This is a genomic window from Micromonospora sp. NPDC007220 (assembly GCF_040634035.1).
Taxonomy (GTDB): domain Bacteria; phylum Actinomycetota; class Actinomycetes; order Mycobacteriales; family Micromonosporaceae; genus Micromonospora; species Micromonospora reichwaldensis.
In genome coordinates, this window is the sequence record NZ_JBEYEU010000010.1 from 94,690 (window position 1) to 107,847 (window position 13,158).

The window sequence follows — 13,158 nt, forward strand, 5'->3', positions numbered from 1 at the left end:
CTGATCACCGGCACGGCCGGTCGTCGGACCACGGACCACGGGTGGGGCGGGACGCCCGGCCCCACCCCACGCCGGCCCTCACGCGACGGGCAGCGCCTCGTCGAGGGCGAGGTTGAGGGCGAGCACGTCGACGGCGGGGGCGCCCATGAACCCGAGCACCCGGCCCCGGGTGTGCGCGGCGACGAGGCGCCGGACCGCCGCCGAGTCCGCGCCCCGCTCACGGGCCACCCGGGCCACCTGGATGTCGGCGTACGCCGGACTGATGTGCGGGTCGAGGCCGCTGCCGCTGGCGGTGACCGCGTCGGCGGGCACGGCGGGGGTCTGTGGCGCGTCGCCCCGCACCGGCACGATCAGAGCGCCGGCGGCCACGAGGTCCTCGCCGGGCCGGGCCAGCTCCACGGCCACCCCCTCGTACGCGGCGAGGAACGGGGTGGCCGGCGCGCTCTGGTTGACGCTGACGACCCGGGTGACGGTGCCGGTCAGCCCGTCGGCGCGGAACACCGCCAGCACCGCCCCCACGCCGTCGGGGGTGCAGTAGGGACGCCGGCCGTCGACGCCGTCGAGTTCGCCGACGGCGCGACTGCGGGCGCAGACCTGGCTGAGCAGGCTCCGGCTCGACGCGCGCGGGTCCACGGCGAGCGTGTCGACCACGCTCTCCGGGCCGAGGTTGGACGCCGCGGTGGCCGTCGGGTCGTAGCCGTCGCCGGCGGCCGACGGCCGGGACTGGAAGTACCGGGGCACGGGCGCACCGTCGGCATCGGTGAACGCCTGGCCGATCAGGGCGCTGCCGACCGGCCGGCCGTCGGCGGCGAGCAGGGACCCGTCCGTCCTGTCGCGCAGGCCGGGCAGCCGACCGGCGCCGACCAGGGCGAGCGGGTAGGCCAGGCCGAGCAGCACCGTGAAGACCAGCAGCGCGCGCAGCGCGGCCACGTGTGCGGAGAGCCAGGTGGGCAGACGCATCAGGAGACCCCCGGGAGGAATTGCAGGAGCAGGTCGACGAGCTTGATGCCGACGAACGGCACGACGATGCCGCCGAGGCCGTAGACCAGCAGGTTGCGGCGCAGCAGCCGCGAGGCCGACGCCGGCCGGTAGCGCACACCGCGCAGGGCCAGCGGGATCAGGGCGACGATGACCACGGCGTTGAAGACGACGGCGGCGAGGATGGCCGACTCGGGACTGGCCAGCCGCATGACGTTCAACGCGTCGAGGCCCGGGTGGATGCCGGCGAACATGGCGGGGACGATCGCGAAGTACTTCGCCACGTCGTTGGCGATCGAGAAGGTGGTCAGCGCGCCCCGGGTGATCAGCAGTTGCTTGCCGATCTCCACGATCTCGATCAGCTTGGTCGGGTCGGAGTCCAGGTCGACCATGTTGCCGGCCTCCTTCGCGGCCGACGTGCCGGTGTTCATCGCGACGCCGACGTCGGCCTGGGCGAGGGCGGGGGCGTCGTTGGTGCCGTCGCCGGTCATCGCGACCAGCCGGCCGCCCTGCTGCTCCCGCCGGATCAGGGCGAGCTTGTCCTCGGGGGTGGCCTCGGCGAGGAAGTCGTCGACGCCCGCCTCGGCGGCGATCGCCGCGGCCGTACGCGGGTTGTCGCCGGTGACCATCACGGTGCGGATGCCCATCCGGCGCATCTCGTCGAAGCGCTCCCGCATGCCGGCCTTGACCACGTCCTTGAGGTGGATCACCCCCAGGGCCCAGGCCGGCTCGCCGTCGACGTGCTCGGCGACCACCAGCGGGGTGCCGCCCGCGCCGCTGATCTCGTCGACGATCCGCCCGAGCTGCCCGGCGGGTTCGCCGCCGTGCTCGCGGACCCACCCGGTGACGGCGGAGGCGGCGCCCTTGCGGATCCGCCGGGCCGGCCGGAGCGCGCTCCCGTCGGGGTCGAGGTCGACGCCGCTCATCCGGGTCTGCGCGGTGAACGGCACGAACGTGGCGTGCGGGAGCAGACCGGGCTCGCGCTCGCGCAGCCCGAACTCCTGCTTGGCCAGGACGACCACCGAGCGGCCCTCGGGGGTCTCGTCGGCGAGGCTGGCCAGCTGCGCCGCGTCGGCGACGAAACTCGCGTCGACGCCGTCGACGGGCAGGAACCCGGCGGCCTGCCGGTTGCCGAGGGTGATGGTGCCGGTCTTGTCCAGCAGGAGGGTGTCGACGTCGCCGGCCGCCTCCACGGCCCGGCCGCTCATGGCCAGGACGTTGCGCTGGACCAGGCGGTCCATGCCGGCGATGCCGATGGCCGACAGCAGCGCGCCGATGGTGGTGGGGATGAGGCAGACCAGCAGCGACACCAGCACCACGCCCGTCACGCCGGCGTCGGTGATCGCGCCGTTGTCGGGCGCCGCCGCCTGGTGGCCCTTGGCGAAGACGCCAAGCGGCTGGAGGGTCGCCACCACCAGCAGGAAGACGACGGTGAGCGCGGCGAGCAGGACGTTCAGCGCGATCTCGTTCGGCGTCTTCTGCCGGTTGGCGCCCTCGACCAGCGCGATCATCCGGTCGACGAAGCTCTCTCCCGGCCGCTGGGTGATCCGTACGACGATCCGGTCGGAGAGCACCCGGGTGCCGCCGGTGACTGCGCTGCGGTCGCCACCGGACTCCCTGATCACCGGGGCGGACTCGCCGGTGATGGCCGACTCGTCGACGCTGGCGATGCCCTCCACCACGTCGCCGTCGCCCGGGATCAGCTCCCCGGCCGCCACCAGGACGACGTCGCCCTGCGCGAGTTCCGGCGCGGGCACCGCCTCGTCGCGGTAGGTGCCGGCCGCGGCGCCCGGCGTCCAGTCGCGCAGGCGGGTGGCCACGGTGTCCTTCCTGGCGTGGCGCAGGCTGGCGGCCTGTGCCTTGCCGCGCCCCTCGGCCACGGCCTCGGCGAGGTTGGCGAAGAGCACGGTCAGCCACAGCCAGGCCGCGACGGCGAACGCGAACGCCGACGGGTCGACCAGCGCGAGCACGGTGGTGCAGGCCGCGCCGATCTCGACGATCAGCATCACGGGGTTGCGCCACAGGGTGCGGGGGTCGAGCTTGCGCAGCGCGTCGGGCAGCGACCGCAGCAGCTGCCGCGCGTCCAGCAGGCCGCCGCCCCGGCCACCGCGTACGGCGGGGGTGCCCGCGTCGGCCCGGGCCTCGGGTGCCCGCGTGTCGACGGTCATGGTCTCTTTCCTCATCGGGGTCACAGCCCTTCGGCCAGCGGGCCGAGGGCGAGCGCGGGCAGGAAGGTCAGCGCCACGAGGATCACCGTGACGCCGGCGACCATCGCGACGAACAGGGGCCGGTGGGTCGGCAGGGTGCCCTCGGAGGCGGGTACGGGTCGCTGGCGGGCCAGCGACCCGGCCAGGGCGAGCACGAAGATGATCGGCAGGAACCGGCCGAGCAGCATGCACAGGCCCAGCGCGGTGTTCCACCAGGGCGTGCTCACGGTGATGCCGGCGAAGGCCGAGCCGTTGTTGTTGCTGGCGGAGGTGAACGCGTACAGCACCTCGGTGAGGGCGTGCGGGCCGACGTTCAGCGCGGTCGCGTGGTTGCCGGTGGCGAAGGCGGTGGCCGTGCCGATCAGCACGAGGGCGGGGGTGACCAGGAAGTACAGCGAGGCGAAGCGGATCTCGCGGGAGCCGATCCGCTTGCCCACGTACTCGGGGCTGCGGCCGACCATCAGCCCGGCCACGAACACCGTGATCACGGCGAGCACCAGCATCCCGTAGAGGCCGGCGCCGACGCCGCCCGGCGCGACCTCGCCGAGCATCATGTTGCCCAGCGTCATCATGCCGCCCAGCGCGGTGTACGAGTCGTGGAACGAGTTCACCGCCCCGGTCGACGTCAGCGTCGTCGCGGCGGCGAAGGTGGCCGAGTTCGACACGTCGAAGCGCACCTCCTTGCCCTCCATGGCGGCGCCGACGGCCTGCGGGACGGTGCCGCCCGCCGCGAGCTCGAAGACGTTTGTCAGCGCGACGCTCGCGAGCGCGAGGACGGCCATGACCGCGACGATCGCGTGGCCCTGCCGGGTCTGGCCGACCATCCGGCCGAACACGCGCGGCAGGCTGAACGGGATCAGCAGGATCAGGAAGATCTCGATCCAGTTCGTCCAGGGGCTCGGGTTCTCGAAGGGGTGCGCGCTGTTGGCGTTGTAGAAGCCGCCGCCGTTGGTGCCGAGTTCCTTGATCACTTCCTGGCTGGCCACGGGCCCGCCGGTGACCGTCTGGGTCCCGCCGGTCAGGGTGGCGACCTCGGTGCCGCCGGAGAGGTTCTGCACCACCCCGCCGGCCATCAGCACCAGCGCGCCGAGGACCGCGACGGGCAGCAGGACCCGCAGCGTGATCCGGGTCAGGTCGACCCAGAAGTTGCCCAGCTCACCGGTGCGGCTGCGGGCGAAGCCGCGGACCAGGGCCACCGCCACGGCGATGCCGACGGCGGCGGAGACGAAGTTCTGCACCGCCAGGCCGGCCATCTGCACCAGGTGGCCCATCGTCGACTCGCCCGAGTACCACTGCCAGTTCGTGTTGGTCACGAACGACACGGCGGTGTTCCAGGCGCCGTGGGCGACGACCGGGTCGAGGCCGAGCGACAGCCACAGGTGGTCCTGCCAGCGCTGGAACGCGTACAGGAACAGGATCGACACGGCGGAGAAGGCCAGTACGGCGCGGGCGTACACGCCCCAGGTCTGCCCGGCGGCCGGGTCGACCCCGACCAGGCGGTAGATCCCCCGCTCGACGCGCGAGTGCCGGGTTCCGGCGACCACCCGGTGCAGGTGGTCACCGAACGGGCGGTGGACGACGACCAGGGCCGCCACCAGGGACAGGACGAAGAGGGCGCCGGCTGTCGTGGCGGACATCAGAAGCGCTCCGGGAACAGCAGCGCGACCACCATGAACACACCCAGTCCCAGCGCCAGCACCAGGCCGACGGCATCGACGACGTTCACAGCTTCTCCACGCCCCTCACCACGAGGGCGAGTGCGGCGAACAGCCCCACCGTCACCAGGACGAACACCACGTCGGACACACTGACTCCTCTGCCGGAACCGCTCGTCACGACCGCCTTCCGGCCGTGCCGGGCAATCGAAACTCCGTGCCCGCGCGAGGGACAGGGGTCATCACGCGATCATGACGGCGGCGGCGCGTTTCTTGACGCGCTCTTCACGCGGCCGGGTTGCGGCGGTGACGCCGCTCACCGGCGCCCCCTCCGCCGGAGCACGCGGACGGGACGCGGCAGCCGGGCGAGGTCCGACAACCGGCCGGACGGGGACGGGCGTCAGCCAGGCGGGCGGACGTCAGCCAGGCGTGCAGGCGTGGGTCACTCGGGCGGGCGTCAGCCGGGCGTGCAGGCGTGGGTCACTCGGGCGGGCGTCAGCCGGCCAGCCAGTTCCGGATCTCGTCGCCGTGCTCGTCGAGGCCCGGCGGCGGCAGGTCGTAGCGCGCCGGGGTGGCGCTCAGGCCGATCGGGTGGCGGATGCCGGGCACGCCGCCGGTGGTGACGACCGGGTCCAGCCCGAGTTCCCGCGCCAGGTCGACGCCCCCGGCGACCGTGTTGATCGGGGCGCACGGCACGCCCGCCGCGCGCAGGTCCCGGAACCACTCGTCGCGGCTGCGCAGGACCAGTCGCGCGACCAGGAGGGGCCGCAGTGCCTCCCGGTTGACCGTGCGGTCCTGGTTGCGCCCGAACCGGGGGTCGTCGGGCAGTTCGGGCAGGCCGAGGACCTGGCACAGCTTGCGGAACTGGCCGTCGTTGCCGGCGATGACGACGAGGTCGCCGTCGGCGGTGGGCAGCGGTTCGTACGGGAACAGGCTCGGGTGCCCGTTGCCCATCCGGAACGGCGTCGCGCCGCCGGCGACGTGGCCGCTGGTCTGGTTGACCAGGCCGGACAGCGCGGAGGAGAGCAGGTCCACCTCGACGTGCTGGCCGGTGCCGCAGCGGTCGCGTTGGTGCAGGGCGGCGAGGATGCCGACGGCAGCGTGCAGGCCCGCGATCACGTCGAACACGGCGACCCCGGCCTTGTAGGGCGGGCCGTCCGGCTCGCCGGTGAGGCTCATCAGGCCGGACGCGGCCTGGACCACGAGGTCGTAGCCGGGCAGGTTGGCGCCGGCACCGGCGCCGAACCCGCTGATCGAGGCGTAGACGATCCGCTCGTTGACGGCGGCGACGCTGTCGTAGTCGAGGCCGAAGCGCCGCAGTCCGCCGGGCCGGAAGTTCTGGATCATGACGTCGGCGCGGCGGGCCAGTTCCCGGGCGACGGCCAGGTCGTCGGGGTCGGCGAGGTCGAGGGCGATGGACCGCTTGTTGCGGTTGACACCGAGGTAGTAGGTGGAGGTGCCCTCCCGCACGGGCGGCAGCCAGGTCCGGGTGTCGTCCCCGCCGGGCCCCTCGACCTTGACCACCTCGGCGCCGAGGTCGGCGAGGAGCATGGTCGCGTACGGTCCGGCGAGGATCCGGGAGAAGTCGGCCACGAGGATGCCGCTGAGCGGCCCGGACCCTTGCTCCCCCATCGCCGCTCCCCCTCCCGTCGACGCCACGGCCGGCGCGGCGGCGTCGTGGCACCTGCCGGGGGCGCGTGGCGATGGCAGGACCACGATGGCACAGCGGGCAAGACGGACGTCGGTCGCCCCGACGGTCCGGGCCGGGGGCGGATGGCGACGGGTCGTCGCCATCCGCCGAGCGGGTCAGCCCTTGCGCCACTTCTGGTTGGCGGTGCCGGCGCAGTCCCAGAGCTGGAGCTTCGCGCCGTCGGCGCTGTTCCACTCCCGGATGTCGACGCACCTGCCGGCCTGGATGTTGACCAGGTCACCGGTCGCGGTCAGGGTGAACCGCTGTGCGCCCGTGCCGTTGCACGTGTAGAGCTGGACGACCGCGCCGTTGCCGGTGGCGCCGCCGTCGACGTCCATGCACTTGTTGTTCTGGCTGCGCAGGGTGTCGCCGGTGAACGTCCACTTCTGCGCGTCGGTGCCGTTGCAGTTCCACATCTGCAACTGCGCGCGGTCGACGAAGTTCGAGTTCGGCACGTCGATGCACTTGTTGTTCCAGTTGCTCAGCACGGGCACCGCGCCGCCGGGGTTCCCCGGGCCGCCGCTCCCGGCGCCGAACGGGCTCAGGACGAGTCCGGCCGCGCGGGGGTCGCCGTCGTGGACCAGCGACTCGAACGCGCCGACGTCGTCGAAGGCGAAGGCGTACGCCCTGCCGTCGGTCATGTTGGCGTGGATGACGCGGGCGTAGTGGTTCGTCGGGTTGTTGCGGTAGAACTGGGCGGCGTCGGTGCTGGGCTGGGTGTCGATGGTGCCGAGCGTGCCCCGGTTCAGCGCGGCGCAGAGCGTCCGGGAGATCGGGCCGACGACCGGGTCGTTGGGTGCGGGCAGGTCCCCGTCGCAGCCCCAGACGCTCGCCGAGGAGGGCCGGTTGAAGGAGGCGACCCGCTGGCCGGCGCTGTTGGTGAAGGTCATGACGTTGCCCGAGGTCCGCCCGAAGTAGCGGGTGTTCGGCTGGTCGGCGAACGGCACCACGGTCAGCGTCCTGGTCGTGTACGCGTTCCAGGCCGACGCGATGTAGGAGTCCAGGTAGGTGGCGCTGAACAGGCCGGCGCCGGCCGCCTTGCCGGGCGCGAGGACCCGCAACACGGTCCCGTCGGAGCGGGTGTGGACCGTGTTGGCCCAGCCCGACTGGGACCGGATGCCCTCGATGATCGCGTTGCGGCCCCCGGCGACGACGTCACCGGTGCGCTTGGTGACGCCGTTGGCTCCGGTCACCGTGACCGCGTGCGGCACCGCGAACATGTCGACCTGTGAGCTGTTGAGCCACAGCCCGGCGTCGTTGTAGGTGAACTCGCTCCAGTCGAACAGGATGTCGCGGTTGGCGTCGCCGGCCGCCCACGGGGCGGGTTGCACGAGGCCGTCCGGGGTGAGGAAGAACTTGAGCTTCTCGCCGAAGGAGAAGTAGACGCGGCCGGAGAACCCGCGCGGGAACCGGATGGTCGTGCTGCCGCCGTTTCCGGGCCCCGGGATGGACGCGTCCGGCGCGGGCGACGGCGGGAGCTGCCCGCCCGACCACGGGACGAAGGTGCCGCCCTGGTTGACGTAGCCGAGGCGGCCGCTGGAGAGCTGCACGCCGATCACGTAGAGGTGGACGGCCTCACCCCGGCCGGTGCTGTTGGTGACCGTGACGGGCAGCAGCGCGGGGCCGACGGCGTGGGCGGGGGCTGCGGCGAGGGTCACCGGGACGGCGGCGACCAGCGCGGACACGGCGGCGAGCAGCCTTCTTCGAAGCTTCACGAAAGGTCCTCCTCGGGGTGGTGGGCCGCGCGAGAGAGCGCTCTCTCAGCGTCGGGCCGAGGCGGCTCTCCTGTCAATAGACACAAACCAATGCGACCCCCGCACCGGGCTCGCGGACCGTCTACTCCGGGTGGAAGGTGGCGGAGGCGCGGTCGGCGTCGCCGCGGAAGAGCGTCGAGCCGTCGTCGCGCTCGACGCACAGGGCGACGTCGCGGTGGCGCAGGTGGTGATGAAGTGGATCTCCGGCGGGATCAGCGCCGTGGCGGGGCGGCGACGCTGCGACGGGAGACCAGGGAGGGCGCGACCGTCTGCCGCAGCGGGCCGGCGATGTCGGATTCCATCTGCGCCAGCAGCAGGTCCAGGCTCGCCCGGGCGACCGCGGCGAAGTCGGGCCGCACGGTGGTCAGCGGCGGGATGAAGTACGCCGCCTCGGGCACGTCGTCGAAGCCCACCAGGCTGATGTCGTCCGGCACCCGCCGGCCGTGCTCGTGCAACGCCCGCAGCACGCCGAGCGCCAGATGGTCGTTGGCGGTGAAGACCGCGGTGACCTCGGGCATCCGGGCCAGCATCTGTCCGCACCGGTACCCCGCTGCCGCCGACCAGTCCGCCGGCAGCAGCGGCGGCAACTCGGCGCCCGCCGCCTGCAACGTCTCCCGCCATCCGTCGATCCGGCCGGCGCTGTCGAACCAGTCCGCCGGCCCGGAGACATGCCAGACCGTCCGGTGCCCGGCGTCGAGGAGATGCTGCGTGGCGGCGCGGGCACCGGCGACCTGGTCGACCGTGACCAGGGGCACCGGACGGCGCGGGTCGCCGTCGACGGTGACCAGCGGAACGTCCTTGGGGAGCCGTTCGAGGGCCTCCCCCGCCGACTCGACCGGCGCGATCACCACGATGCCGGCGACCCGGTGCGCGAGGTGCCGCTCCACCGCCGCCGAGATGGACTGGTCGTCGAGGTCGCTCACGCTGCCGACGCTGACCGCGAACCCCGCCTCGGCGGCCGCCTGGTCCAGGGCCGCCAGCAGCGAGGCCGGGCCGTAGAGGGTGGTGTTCTGCGCGACCACCCCGATCACCTGGGACCGGCCGGTGACCAGCGCCCGCGCCGCGCGGTTGGGCCGGTAGCCGAGTTCCGCGATGGCCGCCTGGACCCGCAGCCGGGTCTGCTCGCGTACGTTCGGGTGCCCGTTGAGGACCCGGGACACCGTCTGGTGCGAGACGCCGGCGAGGCGAGCCACGTCCGTCATCGCAGGACCGCGCACGGCCACCTCACCTCTCCCGCCCGCCCCGTCCGGCGACTGCGCCACGTCCGACCTCGACGGAGCGCCTCAGTGACACGGAAACACACTCCGCCGCCAGCCGGCGCGTGTCGGACGGCCGGGGCTGGACCGCCGACAGTCTACGTCAGCGGTACGCCGGCCCTGGTGGGGCTGAACCGGCAACCGGGGCGCCTGCCCACGACATGGCCCGGCCGGCCGTCCCGCACCGGATGCTCCCGCGCGTCGTCACGCCGGATCGGCGCCCCAGGCGGCGTGCACGAGGGCGGGAAGCACCTGGGCGGCCGGACCGCGCAGGTTCACGTCGGACACGGCGTCCAGGGGCGTCTCCTGCGGGTTGACCTGCAGCACGGTGGCGCCGAAGCGGGCAGCCACTTGGGGGATCTCGGCGGCGGGATACACCAGGCCCGAGGTGCCCACGGTCACCAGCAGGTCGCACGTGGACGCCGCCTCCACGGCGGCCTCCAACGCGGCGGTCGGCAACGCCTCACCGAACCACACCACCCCGGGCCGGACGGGGCCCGCGCAGTGCGCGCACCGGGGCGGAGGCACGCGCCGGCCGTCGTCCGGTTCCTCAACAGCCTCGTCCGGCATCGGCGCCGGACGGGCGCAGGCCGAGCAGCGCGGCGCGAAGAGGCTGCCGTGCAGGTGGATCGGCGCGACCGAGCCGGCGCGCTCGTGCAGGTCGTCGACGTTCTGCGTGACGACGACCGCGCCGGGTACGCGTGCCTCGATCGCGGCCACGGCCACGTGACCGGCGTTCGGGCGGGCCCGCCGCACTGTGGCGCGTCGCCACTCGTACCAGCCCCAGACCAGCGCGGGATCCTCGCGGAACGCCTCCGGCGTGGCGAGCCGCTGCGCGTCGAAGCTGCGCCACAGGCCAGTGAGGGCGTCGCGGAAGGTCGGCACACCACTCTCCGCGGAGACGCCCGCGCCGGTGAAGATCACGACGCGCCGCGCCTGCGCCAACAGCGCTGCGGCCTCCCGCATCGACCGCTCCCCCATTTGACCTGCTCCCTTCGACCCGGTCCCGCTGGGCAAGACTAGTGCGGTCTCCGTGCCGGTCCAGCGGGGCAGCGCCGGACCGCTCGCCGGCTGCGGGCCCCGGCGGGCGGACGCCACGGGTCGGGCGGTTCAGTGCTGGGCGCGGGCGGCGAGGAAGCCGTCGACCGCGGCCAGGAACTCCGCCGGCCGGCTGGCGTGCACGTCGTGCCCGGCCGGGATCGTGACGAGGGTGGCGTCGGGCATCCGGTCGACCATCTCGGCGAGCAGCTGCTGCGGGATGGGGCTGTCCGGGCCGCCGCCGACCACCAGGGTCGGCACGTCGACGGCGTCGGTACGGTCCCACCAGGCCGGGTCGGGGTCGTTGAGCTGGGCGCGGATGGCGTTGACGGCGGCGAAGTCGAACGGCGTGGGCGCGTCCGGCGGGGGCAGGGGCGGCCGTTCGAGAGCGCCCGGTCGGGGTGCTGCCACGTCCTCCAGGATCAGGTGGGTGAGTCGGTGCGGGGCGGCCTCGGCGAGCAGGATCGCCACGGCCCCACCCATGGAGTGGCCGATCACCACGCACCGCTCGACCCCCACCGCGTCGAGGAACCCGACGAGGTCGTCGCGCATCGACTCGAGCGAGTACCGGCCGGGGTGGTCGCTGCGGCCGTGGCCGCGCAGGTCCAGCGCGTACACCCGGTGCCTGGCGGCGAGCGCGGCCAGGACGCCGTGCCAGTCGCGTTCGTCCTCGCCGAGGCCGTGCAGCAGCACCATGGGTGGGTCGGTCGAGTCGCCGGCGACGCGATAGGCCAGGGCCACTCCGTCGACCGTGACGGCCCGCAACGCCCCGATGTTCGACTCGTCCACGCGCCACACCGTATCGCCGGGGCCGGCGAGGCGTCGCCCCCGACCGCTGGAGGGCCGGGTGCGGGCGGCTCCCCGTCGTCGAGCGTGGGCGACGAACGCGACGCGCGGCCTTATTCGATAGTGCGCACTTCACCGACTCACGCCGGTGCCGTTTTCCGGCACGCGGACCGGCCGGGCGTCGAGGGCGAACAAGCCGACCTGCGAATTTGCTCCACCGGCCGGCGCGAATCGCCGGAACGGTATCCGGAAATGGGAATCCCACGACACCGGGTGAGGCTGGTGTGATCGCGTACGGCCCGACAAGAATGGGCCAGGCGCTCCAGCGGAAAGGCGTGTCGTCCATGATTGCACCGAAGGTCGTGTCCCGGGACGAGTGGGTCGACGCCCGAAAGGAACTGCTCGACCGCGAAAAGGAGATCACCCGCCTGCGGGACAGGGTCACCGCACTCCGGCGCGAACTGCCGGCGGTCGCCGTCGAGAAGGACTACTCCTTCACCGGTCCCGCCGGCGCCGTCCGGCTGCCCGACATGTTCGAGGGACGACGACAGTTGATCGTCTACCATTTCATGTTCGATCCGGAATGGGCCGAGGGATGCACGAGCTGCTTCCTGCTGGTCGACAACTTCGGGCACCTCACGCACCTGCACGCCAGTGACACGACACTCGCCGTGGTCTCCCGCGCGCCGTTCACGACCCTCGCGGCCTTCAGGAGCCGGATGGGCTGGCGCTTTCCCTGGTATTCCTCGCACGGCAGCGACTTCAACTACGACTTCCACGTCACCATGGACCCGGCCATCGCCCCGGTGGAATACAACTACAAGGACGCCGAGACCCTGGCGGCCCAGGGCCTCACCCACCACCTGCAGGGCGAGGCCCACGGCCTGAGCGTCTTCGTCCGCGACGGCGAACGGATCCTGCACACCTACTCCGTGTACGGCCGCGGCCTCGACCCGCTGCTGAACACGTACAACTATCTCGACCTCACGCCGCTGGGCCGGCAGCGCTACGTCAACGAGTTCCCCCACCACGACACCTACGACACGGACGCGGCCGGCAGCCACAGCCACTGACCACCCGCCGCCGACCGGCGGCGTCGGTCATTCGGGCACGCAGTTGTTGCTCTTGCGCCTGACCGTGTACTCGGTGTCGTCGTGGGTGATGCCCGACGGCGCCCCGTCGAAGTAGGCCTCGACCTTCTCCCAGCCCCGGCGCTGCTCGTAGTGCAGGTGCGGCGCCCCGGAGTTGCCGGTGCTGCCGACCCGCCCGATCTGCTCACCCTGGGCGACCCGCTGACCGACCCGGACCAGCGGCGGTTCGAGCAGGTGCAGGTACTGCGTCTCCCACTTGCCGCCGTGGTCGATCTTCACCCAGTAGCCGCCGCCGCGGCCACGCGGCCCGTCCGGGTCGTCGGGCGTACGGCCACCGAGCGATCCGTTGATCCCCGCCACGGTGACCTCCCCCGCGTAGGACGCGAGCACCGGCCGCCCCCACGCCCTGCCCTCGGTCGGGAACAGGTCCACGTCGTAGTCGTCGTGACCGGGATAGGTGCCCAGTTGCCACGTCTCCCCGCACGCGACGGGAAGCTGGAACAGCGGGCGCGGGCCCGCCGGCCGCACCAGCGGCACCACCACCGCGGCGACGAGGACGGCGACGGCGAGGACCACCGCGGCCGCGCCGGAGACGAGCGCGATCCGGGTGCGGCGGCTGCGGACGCGGCGGTGGGTGCGGGGGGTGGTGGGGCGACCGGTCGTCACCGGCCCGAGCATGGCAGACACCGGCAAGGCGCCCCTC

Annotated in this window: 11 protein-coding genes; 1 reads left to right on the plus strand and 10 read right to left on the minus strand. The window is 73.2% G+C overall.

Annotation, left to right across the window (positions count from 1 at the left end):
• Positions 1-78: 78 nt before the first annotated feature.
• From ABZ573_RS19425 to ABZ573_RS19465, 9 genes are all read right to left on the minus strand, one after another.
• Positions 79-960, minus strand: coding sequence for a potassium-transporting ATPase subunit C (locus tag ABZ573_RS19425; protein WP_327028170.1), 882 nt, complete (start codon positions 958-960; stop codon positions 79-81).
• Positions 960-3,146 (minus strand): potassium-transporting ATPase subunit KdpB, encoded by a 2,187-nt coding sequence (gene kdpB, locus ABZ573_RS19430; protein WP_358119595.1) that lies wholly within the window; start codon positions 3,144-3,146, stop codon positions 960-962. Before kdpB ends, ABZ573_RS19425 begins: the two co-directional genes overlap by 1 nt.
• 20 nt (positions 3,147-3,166) lie before the next feature.
• Complete coding sequence (gene kdpA, locus ABZ573_RS19435; RefSeq protein WP_327028168.1) at positions 3,167-4,822, minus strand: potassium-transporting ATPase subunit KdpA; 1,656 nt, start codon at positions 4,820-4,822, stop codon at positions 3,167-3,169.
• On the minus strand, positions 4,822-4,911 hold the full coding sequence (kdpF, locus tag ABZ573_RS19440; RefSeq protein WP_151452733.1) for a K(+)-transporting ATPase subunit F: 90 nt from the start codon (positions 4,909-4,911) through the stop codon (positions 4,822-4,824). The genes kdpA and kdpF overlap by 1 nt, the downstream gene beginning before the upstream one ends.
• Positions 4,912-5,335: 424 nt before the next feature.
• The gene (locus ABZ573_RS19445; protein ID WP_151452732.1) at positions 5,336-6,472 is read right to left on the minus strand and encodes a CoA transferase; all 1,137 of its coding nucleotides are present in this window, start codon (positions 6,470-6,472) and stop codon (positions 5,336-5,338) included.
• 174 nt (positions 6,473-6,646) lie between these two features.
• Positions 6,647-8,245: a beta-1,3-glucanase family protein gene (locus ABZ573_RS19450; protein WP_358119600.1), complete on the minus strand. Its 1,599-nt coding sequence runs from the start codon at positions 8,243-8,245 to the stop codon at positions 6,647-6,649.
• Positions 8,246-8,496: 251 nt separating this feature from the next.
• Positions 8,497-9,486, minus strand: coding sequence for a LacI family DNA-binding transcriptional regulator (locus ABZ573_RS19455; protein WP_192581253.1), 990 nt, complete (start codon positions 9,484-9,486; stop codon positions 8,497-8,499).
• Positions 9,487-9,744: 258 nt separating this feature from the next.
• Positions 9,745-10,506 carry an NAD-dependent deacylase gene (locus ABZ573_RS19460; protein ID WP_327028164.1) on the minus strand — a complete coding sequence of 254 codons (762 nt, stop codon included), beginning with the start codon at positions 10,504-10,506 and terminating at the stop codon, positions 9,745-9,747.
• A gap of 144 nt (positions 10,507-10,650) precedes the next feature.
• Positions 10,651-11,274, minus strand: a complete 624-nt coding sequence (locus ABZ573_RS19465) for an alpha/beta fold hydrolase (RefSeq protein WP_151452744.1) — start codon at positions 11,272-11,274, stop codon at positions 10,651-10,653.
• Between the two features lie 434 nt (positions 11,275-11,708).
• Here ABZ573_RS19465 and ABZ573_RS19470 point away from each other — a divergent pair, with 434 nt between their 5' ends.
• Positions 11,709-12,437, plus strand: a complete 729-nt coding sequence (locus tag ABZ573_RS19470; protein ID WP_358119605.1) for a DUF899 domain-containing protein — start codon at positions 11,709-11,711, stop codon at positions 12,435-12,437.
• Positions 12,438-12,464: 27 nt separating this feature from the next.
• Here ABZ573_RS19470 and ABZ573_RS19475 read toward each other — a convergent pair whose 3' ends face one another.
• Positions 12,465-13,133, minus strand: coding sequence for a M23 family metallopeptidase (locus ABZ573_RS19475; RefSeq protein WP_327031214.1), 669 nt, complete (start codon positions 13,131-13,133; stop codon positions 12,465-12,467).
• Positions 13,134-13,158: the final 25 nt, after the last annotated feature.